Below are 17,335 nucleotides of genomic sequence, written 5' to 3'. Positions count from 1 at the left end.
TCAATTTTAGGAAGTAAAGGGGGTGTAAAAGCAGATTATTATTCGTCTTACAGCGATAATCGGAATTTTATCATTAATCTTTTTTTTAGGGATAGCGCTTAATGCTTTTTTATTAACTCTTTGGGTAAAATGAGTGTAGGTTGATAGTTTGTTTAAGATTGTGCTTTCCAAAACCGAAAAATAGGTGCCGATAGACAAAAGGTTACCGGCACGAAGAGCGTAAAAGATTATTTTTTATTCTGTTGGTGAAACTTAACACGTTCATGAAAATAGGCTTTTAAGTGATCTTCCATTTGATGGATTTTTTGTTCTAAAGCATGTACGAATACTTCGTCGCTATTCATATTGTAAACACGCTGCATTGCGAGTTCGTCAATGTATTCTTTTTGTGCTTCTGTCAGGTCAATCATATTCTCACACCTATATAGATAGAAATTAGTTCTTTTGCCTCATCAATACGAAGCAAGTCAGAGAAAGGAGGTCATTGTGCCTCAGCCAATAGCGTATGAAAAGTAGAATAAATTATTATCGAATAATGATTATTGGTTTACTTAGTTACAATATAAAGGATCAAATCACAATCTGAATTTGTTAAGAATATTCACAATATTCTTAATGAATATAAGCTGATATCCTCGCTAAAGTCACTTATTAATAGGTCTTAAAATGAACAATAAACAATATTACCTTGATACTGCAGCAGGTGAAGGCGAAAAAGAAGCATCTATGATGGTCGCTATTCCAGGTTCTGAATTGACATCTTCGTTACTTGAGCAGCGTTTAGAAGAACAAACCTATTTTACGGATGGAGAAGTAGACTATATTCCAGATGAAGACGGTTTCTTTTTTAGCTGTAAAAAAGGTGAAGAGGAATTGCGTTTCTATATTTCATTGGTAGATAGCGACCCTGAATATACGATCAACCCATATTTTGCGACAGACCCTATTAGTCCAGAATTATACGCGGAGGCGAGTTCGGCTCCTCAAGCGGTGATTGTGGAATGTTTATTCAAAGAGCAGCCGTTAGTCAGCTACCTTCAACAACTGAAAATCATTCAAATCTTAGTGCCTGATTTACTCTTAGGGCTGGATATTTCGGCAGCAGGGAAAGTGTTTACTCGTGAGTGGCTTAATTTTCAATTAATAGATGATTTAATGCCAAGCATTGATTCTTTATATGTTGTGCACGCTATTTATGACCAAGAAGATAATGAAAATAAACCGGAAGAAGAGCGCGCACCAACCATGTATTGGTTCCATACCCATGGTTTAGCCCGTTGTGGGTTGTCTGAAGCTGAAATTATTATTCCACACCCAATCGCATCTTATTATGGTATCCCAGAATTATTCTGGAGCTTTGTGAACAACAGTATTACACACGGTAAAATCGTCTTTAACGAGCCAATTTTTATTGGGCAAACACAATCAGGTTACGAATACCTGGTGGCATTGCCATTTGAGGAAGGGTTGCTTCATGTCGGTAAATCAACGCCTATTGATAACTTAAAGCCATTAGAAGAAATGAATTTTGAGTTTGGTGATGCAACTTCTGAGCGTTTTATGGGGGATTGGCACGACAGGGATGAGTCTCATCAGCACCCGTCAGTCATGCTGTTCCGTGTTACACAAGAAAACCCAGTATTAGAGAGTTTCTTTGAAGGGTTTGAAGATCAAAATGCGATGATGTTTATGCGCACAGACGAAGAAACGGCGGATATGTCCCGTAAAGCGAAGCTGCGCTGGGAGTATTTCACCCACATGTTAGATAATTATGGTCCAAAACCTGTCACTCAAAAGAAAGGTTTTTTTGCGAAGTTTTTAGGCAAAAACGATGATGAAGCTGATACTGAATGGCGTTTCTTAGTGAAATGTGGCATTGGTTATCATGATGCGGAAGAGGATTATGATGGGCACGAACATATGTGGTTTGAGCCAATTTCTTGGAATGGTGACCAGTTTGAAGGCCGATTAATTAACCATCCTTTTTATGTGAAAGATATGCAAGAAGGGGAAACTTATCCATTAACCCGTGATGATATTACGGATTGGACAATTTATTTCCAAGATGGAAGTTACACGCCGGATACGATATACAAGCTACTGAGTGGCGCGCAAGTTCACTAATTCGTTAGACTGCAAGTCACATGGGCGAAGCTTGTTGCCTATATATGCCTTGGATTATTTAGAGTACAAAGGTTTGTGTTAGACTGGGCGCGTAAAGTGCCCAATTTAATGATGATAGTTTGACACTATGAATGAATCTGACCTGTACCAATATGCCCTGTTTATGCTTTCTCGCCGTGACTACGGTAAAGCTGAGTTATTTAGCCGTATGAAACGACGGATGTATGAGAAAAATGAAGGTATTATTGATGAATCGTTGATTGAAAAAGCCCTTGAACGACTCAGTGAGCAACACTTTCTTGATGATGATCGGGTGGTGGCACTATTAATGCAGGGCTATATTCGCAAAGGTTATGGTCCGTTGCGAATTAAGCAAGAAATGCGTCAAAAAGGCTTTTCTGAAGCTTTAGTTGAAAAACATTTTGCTGATGTTGATGTGGATTGGTTTGAGAAAGCGGCATTGGTACGCAGCAAAAAATTTGGTGATGACCTACCCCAAGATTTTAAAGAAAAGAGTAAACAGATCCGTTATTTACAATATCGAGGTTTTTTTGGCGATATGATTTACGAACTGTTTAGTTGATTGTTTCCTGATTTTAATATCAATGCAGGTTTTCTGTATTTGATTAGCTATCTTGATGACGAACCCATTGGTATCCGCATATACATCAATTTCTTTTTTTTAACCTAATCTAGTCTGTTCTACCTATCTGAAGAGGGTAATTGGTAAAATCCGCTAGAAAATCTCTTCTATAAAAGATTTATTATTTCTTTATCTTGTGTTTTTATTCATATCTATATTAAAAAATATCGTCTGGCATGATCATTGTCAGTGAATTTTGCTTAACTATTAGGCAGAGTGATTTTTTATAATTACAAAATGAGACAGGCAGGAGAAACAAATGATTGAGCTCTTAATCGGCGTTATTGTCGCCATTGGAGTTGGGCGCTATATCATAAAAGGGTATTCGGCAACGGGCGTGCTAATGACAGGGGGGATTTTACTTCTGATCATTACCGCTATTATGGGCAAAAGTATTTTACCAAGTTCTGTTCCTACGACGGGGTGGCGTACAACAGACATTTTGGAATACATAAAATTCCTATTAATGAGCCGAGGTGGTGACCTTGGTATGATGATTATGGTGCTATGTGGGTTTGCATCTTACATGACCCATATTGGTGCCAATGATGTGGTTGTTAAAATTGCATCAAAACCGCTAAAAATGATCAACTCGCCATATTTATTAATGGTAGCGGCTTATATTGTTGCTTGCTTGATGTCGCTGGCGGTTTCCTCTGCGACTGGTCTTGGGGTGTTATTGATGGCAACCTTGTTCCCCGTGATGGTGAATGTCGGGATTAGCCGTGGTGCAGCGGCGGCAATTTGTGCTTCACCAGCGGCAATTATTCTGGCACCGACTTCAGGTGACGTTATTTTAGCGGCGCAAGCTGCTGAAATGCCATTAGTTGATTTTGCATTTAAAGTGACTTTGCCGATTTCTATTGCTGCAATTGTTGCTATGTCTATCGCACATTTCTTCTGGCAGCGTTATCTAGATAGAAAAGAAAACGTCAAAATGGAAATGCTTGACGTCAATGAAATCAAAACTCATGCGCCTTCTTTTTATGCCATTTTACCATTCACTCCGATTATTGGTGTATTAGTATTTGATGGTAAGTGGGCGCCTGAACTGCACATAGTTACAATCATTGTTGGTTGTATTATTTTAGCTGCTGTTATTGAATTCATTCGTAGTTTCAGTGCAAAACACGTCTATGGTGGCTTAGAGGTTTGTTATAAAGGGATGGCTGAAGCCTTTGCTACAGTGGTTATGTTATTAGTTGCGGCGGGTGTATTCGCACAAGGTTTAAGTACTATTGGTTTTATCAAAGGGCTTATTGACCTAGCACAATCATTTGGTTCGGGCGCGATTGTCATGATGATTGCATTGGTAATTATTACAATGCTAGCTGCAATGACGACAGGGTCTGGTAATGCACCGTTTTATGCCTTTGTCGAATTAATTCCACATCTAGCAAAACAGATGGGCGTCAACCCAGCTTATTTGGTGATCCCAATGTTACAAGCTTCTAACTTGGGGCGCACATTATCACCTGTTTCAGGTGTCGTCGTTGCGGTGTCTGGGATGGCTAAAATTTCACCGTTTGAAGTGGTAAAAAGAACGTCAATTCCAGTGCTAGTTGGCTTAATTGTTGTGGTCATTGCAACTGAAATTTTAGTTCCTGTCTATCTATAAACCCAACCTATTTTTTATGTAAATGGCTGAGCTGGTAGTTCAGCCATTTTTTTATCACATTTAAAATTAAATTCTTTAGATGCAAAATTTATTATTTTAATCACAAGCTAAAAAGGATTTTTACAGAGGAATTACATTGAGTTTTTTTATTTGACGTTATTAACGAGATCTACGCCAAAAAGTTGAACAAAATAGGTAAATTAAATTAGGCGGTCTTACTAACTTCATGCAAAATCGGCGCATCTGATTTTAATAACGTTAATGATGAAGAATACAAGATGAGCACAATAGAAAAAACAGTGGTTACAACGGATAAGCCAGTAAGTAAATGGACGTATAAGGATTTTACATGGGTACTTTCTTTATTTGGAACAGCCGTAGGGGCAGGGGTTTTATTCTTACCTATTAAAGCAGGTGCTGGGGGTTTTTGGCCATTAGTTGTGTTGGCATTAATTGCTACCCCAATGATTTGGCTAGCACATAAAGGGTTAGCGCGTTTTGTTTTGTCTGCAAAAAATCCGAATGCGGATATTACTGATACTGTAGAAGAGCACTTTGGTAAAGTTGGGGCAAATATCATTACCTTTGCTTATTTCTTTGCTATTTACCCAATTGTATTAATTTATGGCGTGGGTATCACCAATACCGTTGATTCTTTTATTGTCAATCAGCTTGGCATGGCGCAACCTCCGCGTTGGTTACTGTCAGGTGTGTTGATTTCGGCAATGACAGCAGGGGTGGTGTTTGGTCGTGACCTCATGTTAAAACTCACTTCTTTGATGGTTTACCCATTAGTTTTCATCTTATTAGCATTGTCTTTATATTTAATCCCTGAGTGGAATATGTCGATGCTAGAAGTGTCGCCTGATTGGAGTGCAATGCCAGTTATAGTTTGGATGGCTATCCCACTGATCGTATTTTCATTTAACCATAGCCCGATTATCAGCCAATTTACCAAAGACCAACGTCAACAATTTGGTGACAAGGCAATCGTCAAAACTGATATGATCACAGGTGGTGCAGCCTTAATGTTAACAGGCTTTGTGATGTTCTTTGTTTTTTCTGTGGTGTTATCTTTAAGCCCAGCAGAACTGGAAATTGCCAAGCAAGAGAACATTAGCGTGTTATCGCATATTGCTAATATCAATCCATCACCAATTTTGTCTTACTTAGGGCCGATTGTTGCTTTTGCGGCGATTGTTTCTAGCTATTTTGGTCACTTCTTAGGTGCCCACGAAGGTTTAGTTGGGTTAATTAAATCCCGCTCTTCTTTCTCAGTTAGGAAAATTGAGACAGCATCTATGTTATTTATTGTGATAACAACATGGATCGTCACTATTCGTAACCCAAGCATTTTAGGTATGATTGAAACGATGGGGGCGCCAATGATCGCGGCTATCCTGTTCATTCTACCGGTGGTATCGATGAATATTGTTCCTGCAATGAAAAAATTTAGTACGTCAAAGCCAGCACAAATATTCACTTTTGTCTGCGGATTAGCGTCCATTACTTCTGTTATTTATGGTGCATTTCAATAATCGCGGGTAATTCGATTCGTTTTAAAAAGCCACAATCTCAATGGGTTGTGGCTTTTTTTTATATGAATAAGAAATAGATTATAAGAATAATACCTTATGTGATTAATTATCGGCGTTGAGCGGTGCAAAGCGTTCTAAGGCATGGAGTGTAGACTAATCTATATGAAATAATTTCAAGTTCAAATAGTTGCCTAGTATATAGTCTTAGGTAATATCTATTGATATCACAGCATAGAACCCACTTATAATTATCTCTTCTGGCCGTGTTTTCCAGTGCGTCATAACAAGGATAACAAATGAAATTAGAAACATTATCGATTCACGCGGGCTACTCTCCAGACCCAACAACCAAGTCTGTTGCGGTTCCAATTTACCAAACTACATCGTATGCATTTGATGACACTCAGCACGGCGCTGACCTTTTCGACTTAAAAGTCGGGGGGAATATTTATACACGCATCATGAACCCAACAAATGATGTTTTAGAACAGCGTGTCGCAGCATTAGAAGGCGGTGTAGCTGGGCTGGCTGTTGCTTCCGGTATGGCAGCTATTACTTATGCCATCCAAACTATTGCGCAGGCAGGTGATAACATTGTTTCCGTCGCAAAATTGTACGGTGGCACATATAACTTATTGGCCCACGCGTTACCACGTTTAGGGATTGAAACTCGTTTTGCGGAGCATGATGATTTAGCCGCACTTGAAGCGCTGATTGATGATAAAACCCGCGCAGTTTTTTGTGAGTCAATTTCCAATCCGGCAGGGTTTATTGTTGATATCGCCGCATTAGCCGAAGTTGCTCACCGCCATGGTGTTCCACTGATTGTCGATAACACAGTGGCAACCCCATACTTATGCCGTCCCTTTGAACATGGTGCGGATATTGTGGTTCATTCATTGACTAAATATATTGGTGGTCATGGGACATCACTTGGCGGGATGGTTATCGATTCAGGGAAATTCCCTTGGGCAGAGCATCCAAATCGCTTTTCTTTATTGATAGAGCCTGATGTGGCTTATCATGGTGTAAGCTATACAGAGCACTTTGGTGCTGCCGCCTTTATTGCTCGCTGCCGTGTTGCGCCTTTACGTGGAACTGGGGCGGCGTTGTCGCCATTTAATTCATTTTTAATCTTACAAGGCTTAGAAACACTAGCATTAAGAATGGATAGGCATACAGAAAATGCATTAAAAGTGGCTAATTTCCTTGAAAAGCACCCACAAGTTGAATGGGTGAAATATGCAGGTTTACCAAGCAATCCAGAGCACGGTTTAGCGCAGAAATATATGAACGGAAAGCCGGCAAGTATAATGTCTTTCGGTATTAAAGGTGGCCAAGAAGCAGGAGCACGTTTTATTGATGCACTGCAACTGATTGTACGATTAGTGAACATTGGTGATGCTAAATCATTAGCTTGCCATCCGGCGTCCACAACGCATCGCCAATTAAATGATGCTGAACTCGCACAGGCAGGCGTATCGCGGGATATGATCCGTTTATCTATCGGTATAGAACATATTGATGATATTTTAGCTGACCTTGAACAGGCATTAGTTGCGGCAAGATAATTGGTGTAAAACTTGATAAAAACTGGTTATGGTAAAGTAAAATCATAACCAGTTTTTTCTTTTTTATTATCCAAAAAAGATGACACTCGTTTTGTTTGTTGTATTAGTTCTTATTTTTATATTAATAATTAGTTTTATATAGTATTTTGAAAAACTGAACGGCCCTGTAAGGTTTTAACCTTAATGTTCAATTCTTATCTATTTATTATTGATGAAATATAATTTCTATTTATGGATTGTTTACCAAGAATCAGCCTGATACAAATTAACTTTTGATTTGTTTAAACGGGGTTTAATTGCCATAACGATAATAACTAAATAGTCAGTAAAAAGTGTTTATTTAAAGCGAATAAGCTAAAAGATATTAAATATCAATAACAAGAATGGTTGAGAAAAAATGATTATGGCAAACAATAAAGTTGCCTACCTTAAGTGGTGCTTACTATTTGGGTTTATCTTAGTGACCTATTTTTTACCGTTAAACGGTAGGTTGCTATGGCAGCCTGACGAGTTACGTTATGCCGAAATTAGCCGGGAACTGATTATTAGCTATAACTGGAGTGTGCCTGAACTTCTTGATATTCGTTACTTCGAAAAACCGATTTTTGGCTATTGGGTTGGGGCACTGTTTCAAATGTTATTTGGTGAAAATAATGTGTCCGTGCGCCTTGGCGCTGTCTTTAGCACTTTGGTCAGTGGGTTATTTGTTTATCTCAGCGCTAAAATGTCATGGAAAAATGCACGTATCGCATTTAACGCTGCCTTTATTTACCTTTCGATGCTTATGGTGTTTACGATAGGCACCTACAATATTCTAGACCCGATAGTCACCGCTTTTATTACGATGGTGATTTTCTTTTTCCAATGGGGTCTAACCACACAACGTTTTTCTCATCGATTATGCGCTTTTATTATGATGGGGGTGGCTTGTGGACTAGGGGTTCTGACGAAAGGCTTTTTAGTGCTTGTATTACCTGTTTTAGTTTGTTCTCTTGCCGCGGTGTACTTTAAGCAATTCAAAGAAGTCTTTGTTTTTTCTTTTGTGTCAATCTTTACGGCATTTGTTATCTGTTTACCTTGGGCATTTGTGATTGCTAGCCGTGAGCCTGACTACTGGAATTACTTCTTCTGGGTTGAGCATATTCAACGCTTTATGGCGGACAACGCACAGAACAAATCACCATTTTGGTTTTATATTCCTATATTACTTGCTGCTGTTTTACCATGGTTGGGTTATCTTTTTGGGGCTATACATTATGCTTGGCGGCAAAAAGGGATTTACCTTTACTTTTTATTGTGGTTTATCGCCCCATTTGTATTTTTTAGCATCACAAAAGGCAAGCTACTAACCTATATTTTACCTTGCATTGCACCGGTTGCCATTTTAATGGCGGCTTACATTGAAAAAGTACGGGCTGAGAAAAAAACAACCGCTATCCGCTTAAATGCCATTATTAACCTATTGGTCGGTGGGGCTGCCGCGGCATTAATTATTGCTTCTCCTTATATACCTAAAATTAACATTTATCAGGCAGATGAAAGTAACAAATTATGGTTGGCCGCCGTCGCTTTTATCTGCTGGTTATTAGTGGCATTGGTTTCTTTTAAGCAACGGTTTTGGTACTTCGCTGCGGCTTGCACCGTGGCAATCAGTTTGAGTGTCGGCCATGTGATCCCTTATCGCGTTGAAAGTAATAACACGCCTCAAAATGTAATTGAAAAATACCATAAACAGTTAGAAAACAAATCGATATTACTGACAAATAATGTTGGGTTAGGGACAGCTTTAGCATGGGTACTAAAGCGTAGTGATATTACGATGCTTCACCAAACTGGTGAATTAAGCTATGGGTTAAAATACCCTGATGCTATTAATCGGTTTTATAGCTTAGGGCAGTTACCCGGTTTATTAAAAAATAATCACTATAAGAATGTCGCGGTGGTGGTAGATGGTTCACAAAAAGAGATCATTGATGCTCTTCCTGGTAACCCAATTATAATTCGTGAGGGGAACTTAGTTTTCGCTTTCTACGAGGGTTAATAGAAAAATGGTATTACATGGAATGTAATACCATTTATATTTAATCGCCTGATTAGCGAGTTGGCTTATTCCCGTGAGGGTTGTTGCCTGTCGGGTGGTTTTTCCCTATTACAGGGGGTAGCCCATGGTAAATTAATAACATTGTCATACTATTACTCATTGTATTTGCATCGACTTCCACTGTATCCGCAGTTCGACTATTTCTTTGGTAACGACCAGATAACGTATTGCTCATTGAGAAGCCTCCTCTGTTTCTTTTATCAGGCGGTTAGCTTCAGCAAGCTCATAACGCCTTGGTGTCAGTGCAGTCGCACTATGATTACGGGCAAGTAATGAATATATGGTGGGCAGAACAAATAAAGTAAATAACGTGCCAACTAGCATCCCTGTTACGATCACCAAACCTAATCCAAAGCGGCTATTGGCGCCTGCCCCTGTCGCGAATAACAAAGGTACTAAACCAATGACCATCGCTGCTGTTGTCATTAGGATTGGGCGTAAGCGAATTTGTGCTGCTTTGAGGATAGCATGGCGTTTGTCCAAACCTTCATTGGCCTGTAACTCATTCGCAAATTCCACCATTAATATGCCGTGTTTACTGATTAAACCGATTAATGTCACTAAGCCAATTTGGGTATAAATATTCAACGTTGCATAACCCAGCGCGAGTGGGATCAAGGCTCCACAAATAGATAAAGGAACAGTGATCAAAATAATCAGTGGGTCGACTAAACTTTCATATTGGGCAGCTAAAACTAAATAAATGATGATGAGCGCCGCCATAAAGGCAAAGGCGAGGGTGTTACCTTCTTGTTTATATTGGCGCGAATCGGATTGCCAGTCATGGCTGAAGCCGGCAGGTAGTTCACTTGCAATGCCATCTAAATAAGCAACTGCTTGGCCGAGTGTGACTCCCGGAGCCGGAATTGCTTGGAAAATAGCCGCATTTTGTTGATTAAATTGCGTGAGCTTATTGGGTTCAACTTGCGTATTGATATCTACGACAGTTGACAGTGGGATCATCGTTCCCGCTTCTGATTTTACATAGTGCCGTGACAGTGCGTCAGGGGTTAGTCGTTGGCTGCGAATACTCTGTGGGATCACATCATAGGAGCGCCCATCCATTCCAAAGCGGTTGATATAGTTTTCACCCACTAATAAAGTCAGGGATTCACCAATATCTTGCATCCTGATCCCCAAACTATTTGCTTTTGAACGATTAATGCGGACTTCAACCACTGGGTTGTTATAGTCAAGGTCGCTATCCACCACCATAAATAACCCACTTTCACGCGCTTGCTGTTTGATCTCTTCCATGGTTTTGTAAAGCACGGAATAATCTTGTGAGCTTCGTAGTACCATTTGCACCGGTAGTCCCCCTGTTGAGCCCGGCAATGCAGGTAACTGGAAGACAAAGATACTATTTCCTTCAACATCTCCAACACGTCCTTGTAAGTCAGCTTGGATAGCCGACGCAGGGCGCTCGCGTTGTTCCCATGAGGAGAGGTTTGTTCCCCCAAAACTAGCGGAAGGGCCATCAGTGCCGTTAATAATCCATGTGCTTTCTGTTTCCGGTAACTCCATGAAAACATCATGTAATTTACGTGAGAAACGTTCAACATACTCTAGGTTAGCGTGTTGTGGCGATTTAATAGCGGTTAATACGCTAGATTGGTCTTCAACAGGGGCTAATTCACGCGGGGCAGATTGGTAAAGTAGGGGCAAACTGATAAAGACCGCAACTGCAATAACACCTGTTAACCAACGGTTTTTCAAAGAAAAATTCAATACAATAGTATAGTAATGAGCTAACGTACTGAAGAACGTTTCAGCCATTCGCGCCATGCGCCCTTCGTTTTGTTTTGAATTGAGCATGAAAGAGCTCATCACAGGGGAAAGGGTTAACGCCACAATACCTGAGACAATCACTGCGCCTGCTAGCGTTAGAGCAAACTCTTTAAATAACGCGCCAGTTAAACCTGACATCAAGCCGATTGGGGCGTATACCGCGGCTAAGGTAATGGTCATCGCGATCACAGGGCCTGCAACTTCACGAGCCCCAATTAATGCAGCTAAAACAGGGGATTTCCCTTCCTCAATGTGGCGATGAACGTTTTCGACAACAACGATAGCGTCATCCACAACGAGCCCAATAGCGAGTACCATTGCTAGCAAGGTGAGTAAGTTAACACTAAAGCCGAAAGCCATCATCAGTGCGGCTGCGCCTAACATTGATAACGGAATGGCTAAGATTGGAATGATGACACTGCGAATTGAGCCTAAACACAGGTAAATAACCACAATGACAATAAGCAAGGCTTCAATTAAGGTGCTGATCACTTGGTCAATAGAGGCTTTAATAAAGCGTGAAGTTTCAAATGCCATTTCCACTTTAACACCCGGAGGTAAGGTTTTAGTGATATCAGGCATTAATTGATTCATGCCATCAACAATCACTAACGGGTTCCCCGTTGGTGTCGCAAACAAACCAAGGTAAATAGCCGGCTCCCCATTCATCAAACCACTTGTTTCAGTGGATGAAGCGCCCAGTTCAATGGTTCCTACATCTTTCAGGCGGACTAATCCATTACCATCATTTCGGATCACCAGATCACGGAATTCATCAACATTAGTGAGGTCGCTATTGACATAAACGTTAGAAATAACGAATTCACCTTTAATTTTTCCGGGAGCTGCTTGGTAGTTATTTTGGCGCACAGCTTGCGCGACGTCGGCGGCTGTTAGCCCTCGCCCTGCAAGCTTATCGGCATCAAGCCATAAACGCATAGCAAGTTGTTGCCCACCAAAAACTTGGACTTTGGCGACGCCGTCAATAGAGGAATACATCGGCTCAATAACGCGGGAGATATAATCCGTTAGCGCCGGTATCGATAAATTAGTACTGGAAAAGCCAATATAGGCAACTGCGGTGGATTCCCCAGAAGAAAGCTCAATAACAGGGTCATAAGCTTCTTTCGGTAACTTATAACGAACTTGGTTTACTTTAGCCATTACTTGAGCAAGGGCTTGGGTAGAGTCTCGATTAAGTTCCATTCGTACAGTGACAAGGCTGCTACCTTGTACTGAGGATGAGGATAGATAATCGACCCCCTCGACTGAGGAAACCGCTTGGGCAATAGGTTGCGTCACAAAACCTTGCATCAGCTTTGCTGATGCCCCGGGGTATTGTGTCGTAATGGTAATAGTTGCACTTTCAAGTTGTGGATATTGGCGAATAGGTAGCTTGCTTAGTGCAAATAAGCCAATTAACACGATAAGTGCGCTGACGACCAGAGCTAAGACAGGCCGGCGAACAAAAATATCAGTAAATTTCATTGCGCCTTCCTTAAGAACCTTGAACGGTCGGAGTCATTGGTTCAGACAAGGTGTCTTGTGCGACAGGTGTCACCGCAGAACCATCGTTTAAGCGTAATTGCCCTGAAGTCACGACTTTATCGTCGGCAGTTAACCCTTGCTCTATTTCTATTTTTCCATCCCAACGTTGCCCCGTTTTCACCGAAACGCGTTTAACTGTCATGGCGCTGCCTTCGCCTTGCGTAATGAATACGGTATCGCCATAGGCAGTATAAGTAACCGCAGTTTCTGGGATGGTGAGGACTTGATTGCTGACTTGGCGCACCACATTGACATTGGCGTACATGCCAGCTTTCAGTGTCCCATCGCTATTGTCTAATGTTGCTTGTAAGGCAATAGTGCGAGATTTGCCGATTAATGGGTCAATGGCAGTGATCCGAGCTGGGAATGTTTTATTTGGGTAGGCATCGACAGTAATATCGACAATCTGCCCCAGATGGAGTTCGGGGGATGCCTGCTCATCTAATGAAAAATTGAGCTTTAATGTTTTCGTATTGACAAGGCTAGCGACAGTTTCTCCGGGGCTCAAATATTGCCCTTCGTGTACTTGGCGAATACCTATTGTGCCATCGAAAGGTGCGACGATGGTTTTTTGCGCAATCAGAGCTTGGGTTTGACGGATCAAACCTTGAGCGATATCGCGTTCCGCCCGTGTACTATCAACTTGAGCTTCTGCGACTAAATGCTGTGTTGCGAGGGAACGGGTTCTTTCGTATAAACGAGCAGCATTACGCAACTGTGCTTGATAACGCGATAAATCGGCTTGCTCAACCGCATCATTGAGTTGCACTAATAGCTGGCCTTTTTTGACTTGCTGACCAGATCCAAAAGCAATTTTAGTTATGCGGCCACTGGTTTCAGCTGCCACTAGCACTTGGCTTCCTGCTTCAAGTTCACCTACTCCGTAGAAAGTTCGTGGAGCCGTGTTTAAACTGACTGGGGCTAACGCGACTTTAACGGGAGGGTACTGGTAAGCAGCTTGTTTATTATCTTCATTTTGTGCATAGGTAGAATAGATAGCACTACCGCCCCCTGCAGCAATTAAAATTGAACACAGTATGATTATTGTTTTTTTATTCATTAGATTTTCCTTCTATTTCTGCGTTTTTAACGCGAAATAAAGACCTCGAAAATGCCCTGCAATAGCGACAGCGATTAAGCCACCGATGACTGAAATATGCTCAATCGCCCAAAACATAGCGATTTTGGCTTCTTCCCCTGTATAGCTCCAAAAGGTATGAACAATCACAATAGTGAGAAACAAAAATACGGCTAGAGCACCAGTTCCAAGCCATAAAAGGCGGTTGAAAAGCACCAGAACGGAAGCGGCTAACATGACAAAAGCAGATGCGATATTGAAAAACCAATCCGGGTGCAGACCGGCAGCACGCATTTCGGCAAGGCTATTCTCATAATCAAAAACTTTGGCTAAACCAGATGAAATAAATAAAACCAAGATCAGCAAACGAGCAATAATCCATAAGCTGTTGCTTTCTAACAATTTGGTGATCACCGATGGCATAAACCTATCCCCTTTAAAAAAATAATGTCAATTGACAAACTTGCAGGGTGGTACTATAAAACCTTAAGTTAAGTTGAGGTCAAGCTAAGGGACGCAAAAATGACAGAGAAAGACACGAAAGCGATAAAACCACGCAAAGAAAGTGGAAAAAAAATAGATTTTACAAGGGCATTAACCGTTGGTGAGGTAGCTAAACGTGCTGGTGTGGCGGTGTCGACAGTTCATTTTTACGAGTCAAAAGGGTTGATCCAAAGTACACGCACGCAAGGAAATCAACGACGTTTTCACTCTGTGGTTCTGCGTTATATTGCCATCATTAAAGTTGCGCAAAGTACGGGGATACCACTACATGAAATTCAAGAAGCTTTGGGGCGTTTTCCTGCGAATAGTTCACTCACATCGGAACAATGGAAAGAAATGTCCACCCAGTGGCGCTCTTCTTTAGATAAGCGGATCAGGCAGTTAACTCGTTTGCGCAATGAATTAGATAATTGTATTGGCTGTGGTTGTTTATCACTGAGTGATTGCCCGCTTCGCAACCCTGATGATGTATTGGGAAAAAGAGGCCCCGGCGCACGAATTTTGGAACGCCCATAAGTCATTTCCCCTTACTTGCATCCCATCACATTTCTCACCATTTGGATAGCCACTGCAAAAAGTGGCTATTTGTTTAGGTATATCAACACATTATTATTTAAATTGCCGCACTGAATGGATAATTTTTGCGTCCATCGGCTACAGCTTTTGGCTATTTTTGCGTAATTATTCGTCATGTTAATTTTTTGTGAAATCATTGTAATTAAATGAGAGTAAAAAAGAGGATGCCGAAGATGAGAGGTTTAAATAGTAAAATTGCCATCGTTACCGGAGGTGCGACCAAAATTGGTGCAACCGTGGCGAAAATATTGAGCGATTACGGCGTGACGGTCACTATTTTTGATATTGATGCAGTGAATGGTGAAAAAGTTGTTCAAAATGAGCCGAATATTGATTTTCTTCCAGTAGATATTACCGATGATCAGCAGCTTAAGCAGGGAATTGACCGTGTTGCGCAAAAATATGGTCAACTCGATTTTTTAGTTAATCTGGCCGCCACTTATCTTGATGAAGGCCAGTCATCCACAAGGCAAGATTGGCTAACTGCCTTAAATATTAATGTTGTCAGTGCCGTCATGGCGGCTCAGTTTGCCAAACCTCATTTAGCGAAGTCGGGTAAAGGGGCGATAGTTAATTTCACCAGTATCTCTTCTAGCGTTGCGCAAACTGGTCGTTGGTTATATCCCGCATCTAAAGCCACTATGTTAGAGGTCACTCGTAGCCAAGCGATGGATTATGCGCAGGACGGGGTCCGTGTGAACTCTGTGTCACCGGGTTGGACTTGGTCTCGTGTCATGGATGAAATAACGGGGGGCAACCGGCAAAAAACAGACCGCGTAGCTGCGGATTACCACTTATTAAAACGCGTTGGCGACCCTGAAGAAGTTGCTCAAGTTGTCGCGTTCCTTCTTTCTGACCTAGCGAGCTTTGTCACTGGCGCAGATTACGCCGTTGATGGCGGTTACTCGGCTATGGGACCCGAACAGGCTAAACCCGCAATTCCCCGTCTTGCTGAATAAGACACCATATTAAAGACTTTGCAGAGGAAAATACTATGCGTCGTATTGCTATCGTAGGTGGTGGTCAAGCGGGTATGCCATTAGCTTTAGGCTTGCTCGATAAAGGCTATGAAGTCACAGTTGCAACAAACCGTACGCCAGATGATGTGAAAAAAGGCCGTGTGATGTCGAGCCAGTGCATGTTCGATATTTCACTACAATTTGAGCGTGATTTAGGGCTAAATTTTTGGGAAGAAGATTGCCCACCCGTTGAAGGTATTGGTTTTACGGTTCCACATCCAGAAAAAGCGGGTGAAAAAGCCATCACATGGCGGTCTCGCTTAGATAACTATGCGCAAGCCGTTGATCAGCGTATCAAAATGCCATATTGGATGGAGCTATTTGCGGCTCGTGGCGGTAATTTACGTATTGAAGATGTGGGTATTGCAGAGCTCGAACGCCTAGCGGAAACCCATGATTTAGTAATATTAGCAGGGGGCAAAGGTGAAATAGTCAAGCTCCTTGAGCGTGATGAAACCCGTTCGCCGTATGATAAACCTCAGCGAGCTTTGGCATTGACCTATGTCCACGGCATGTTACCAACCCCTGAATATTCACAAGTTTCATTTAACTTGATCCCTGGAGTTGGTGAATATTTCGTATTCCCTTCTCTGACGAACAGCGGTGATTGCCACATTATGGTCTTTGAAGGGGTCCCCGGTGGGCCAATGGACCAATGGAACGAGGCGCGTACTCCCCAAGAACATTTGGCTTACAGTAAAAAGATCCTTAACACCTATTTACCATGGGAAGGGGAGCGCTGCCATAACATTGAGCTAACAGATGATAACGGTATTCTAGCGGGACGATTTGCGCCGACAGTGCGTAAGCCCGTGTTAACGCTGCCATCAGGTAAAATTGTGTTCGGCTTAGGTGATGCGCTAGTCACCAATGACCCGTTGACAGGGCAAGGTTCAAACAATGCGACGAAAGCCAGCAAAGTTTACTATGACGCTATCTTAGCGCATGGAGATAAACCTTATACCGCCCAGTGGATGAACGACACTTTCGAACAATTCTGGAAATATGGTCGCTATGTTGTTGAGTGGACAAACTCTTTATTGGCTCCTCCTGAACCGCATATTTTACATCTCTTGGATGCCGCTCAACAGTTGCCATCTCTCTCACATACTATCGCTAATGCATTCAACTACCCACCAGTCTTATTTCCTTGGTGGAAAGATGGGGCAGCTTGCGAGGCTTACATCCAATCACAAATGATGGAAGAAGCTCGAGCCTAAAAGGGGA

14 protein-coding genes are annotated in these 17,335 nt (G+C 41.7%); 9 read left to right on the top strand and 5 right to left on the bottom strand.

Annotated elements, in window-relative coordinates; all coding sequences use genetic code 11:
* Window positions 1-227 precede the first annotated feature (227 nt).
* The gene (locus tag M1F14_RS00900) at window positions 228-410 is read right to left on the bottom strand and encodes a hypothetical protein (protein ID WP_042848482.1); all 183 of its coding nucleotides are present in this window, start codon (window positions 408-410) and stop codon (window positions 228-230) included.
* A gap of 256 nt (window positions 411-666) precedes the next feature.
* On the opposite strand from M1F14_RS00900, the gene M1F14_RS00895 reads away from it, so the two are divergent.
* The 6 genes from M1F14_RS00895 to arnT all read left to right on the top strand — a co-directional run bounded on the left by M1F14_RS00895 (window position 667) and on the right by arnT (window position 9,535).
* The gene (locus tag M1F14_RS00895) at window positions 667-2,124 is read left to right on the top strand and encodes a DUF4026 domain-containing protein (protein WP_042848481.1); all 1,458 of its coding nucleotides are present in this window, start codon (window positions 667-669) and stop codon (window positions 2,122-2,124) included.
* A gap of 127 nt (window positions 2,125-2,251) precedes the next feature.
* Window positions 2,252-2,707 carry a regulatory protein RecX gene (locus tag M1F14_RS00890; RefSeq protein WP_042848480.1) on the top strand — a complete coding sequence of 152 codons (456 nt, stop codon included), beginning with the start codon at window positions 2,252-2,254 and terminating at the stop codon, window positions 2,705-2,707.
* A gap of 319 nt (window positions 2,708-3,026) precedes the next feature.
* Window positions 3,027-4,385, top strand: a complete 1,359-nt coding sequence (gene dcuC, locus M1F14_RS00885) for an anaerobic C4-dicarboxylate transporter DcuC (protein ID WP_042848478.1) — start codon at window positions 3,027-3,029, stop codon at window positions 4,383-4,385.
* Between the two features lie 278 nt (window positions 4,386-4,663).
* Window positions 4,664-5,923: an aromatic amino acid transport family protein gene (locus M1F14_RS00880; protein ID WP_042848477.1), complete on the top strand. Its 1,260-nt coding sequence runs from the start codon at window positions 4,664-4,666 to the stop codon at window positions 5,921-5,923.
* Window positions 5,924-6,219: 296 nt separating this feature from the next.
* Window positions 6,220-7,494 carry a bifunctional O-acetylhomoserine aminocarboxypropyltransferase/cysteine synthase gene (locus M1F14_RS00875; protein WP_042848476.1) on the top strand — a complete coding sequence of 425 codons (1,275 nt, stop codon included), beginning with the start codon at window positions 6,220-6,222 and terminating at the stop codon, window positions 7,492-7,494.
* A 397-nt stretch (window positions 7,495-7,891) separates the two neighbouring features.
* Window positions 7,892-9,535 (top strand): lipid IV(A) 4-amino-4-deoxy-L-arabinosyltransferase, encoded by a 1,644-nt coding sequence (gene arnT / locus M1F14_RS00870; RefSeq protein ID WP_181469046.1) that lies wholly within the window; start codon window positions 7,892-7,894, stop codon window positions 9,533-9,535.
* A 52-nt stretch (window positions 9,536-9,587) separates the two neighbouring features.
* Here arnT and M1F14_RS00865 read toward each other — a convergent pair whose 3' ends face one another.
* From M1F14_RS00865 to M1F14_RS00850, 4 genes are read right to left on the bottom strand one after another with little or no spacing between them, the layout of a single operon-like run.
* Window positions 9,588-9,770, bottom strand: coding sequence for a hypothetical protein (locus M1F14_RS00865; RefSeq protein WP_042848473.1), 183 nt, complete (start codon window positions 9,768-9,770; stop codon window positions 9,588-9,590).
* The gene (locus M1F14_RS00860; protein ID WP_042848472.1) at window positions 9,767-12,871 is read right to left on the bottom strand and encodes a MexW/MexI family multidrug efflux RND transporter permease subunit; all 3,105 of its coding nucleotides are present in this window, start codon (window positions 12,869-12,871) and stop codon (window positions 9,767-9,769) included. The genes M1F14_RS00865 and M1F14_RS00860 overlap by 4 nt, the downstream gene beginning before the upstream one ends.
* Before the next feature lie 10 nt (window positions 12,872-12,881).
* Window positions 12,882-13,991, bottom strand: coding sequence for an efflux RND transporter periplasmic adaptor subunit (locus M1F14_RS00855; RefSeq protein WP_042848470.1), 1,110 nt, complete (start codon window positions 13,989-13,991; stop codon window positions 12,882-12,884).
* 12 nt (window positions 13,992-14,003) lie between these two features.
* Window positions 14,004-14,432, bottom strand: coding sequence for a DoxX family protein (locus M1F14_RS00850; RefSeq protein ID WP_042848469.1), 429 nt, complete (start codon window positions 14,430-14,432; stop codon window positions 14,004-14,006).
* Between the two features lie 99 nt (window positions 14,433-14,531).
* Between M1F14_RS00850 and soxR the strand changes: the two genes are divergently transcribed.
* The 3 genes from soxR (at window position 14,532) to M1F14_RS00835 (ending at window position 17,328) form a co-directional block, all read left to right on the top strand.
* Window positions 14,532-15,029, top strand: a complete 498-nt coding sequence (soxR, locus tag M1F14_RS00845; RefSeq protein ID WP_048608778.1) for a redox-sensitive transcriptional activator SoxR — start codon at window positions 14,532-14,534, stop codon at window positions 15,027-15,029.
* A gap of 233 nt (window positions 15,030-15,262) precedes the next feature.
* Window positions 15,263-16,048, top strand: coding sequence for an SDR family oxidoreductase (locus tag M1F14_RS00840; protein WP_042848466.1), 786 nt, complete (start codon window positions 15,263-15,265; stop codon window positions 16,046-16,048).
* 35 nt (window positions 16,049-16,083) lie between these two features.
* Window positions 16,084-17,328 (top strand): styrene monooxygenase/indole monooxygenase family protein, encoded by a 1,245-nt coding sequence (locus M1F14_RS00835; protein WP_048608776.1) that lies wholly within the window; start codon window positions 16,084-16,086, stop codon window positions 17,326-17,328.
* Window positions 17,329-17,335 lie beyond the last annotated feature (7 nt).

Source organism: Providencia sp. PROV003 (assembly GCF_045040775.1).
GTDB lineage: Bacteria > Pseudomonadota > Gammaproteobacteria > Enterobacterales > Enterobacteriaceae > Providencia > Providencia huashanensis.
The sequence above is the reverse complement of the archived record's forward strand: the minus strand, read 5'-3'. Positions and strand labels throughout refer to the sequence as shown.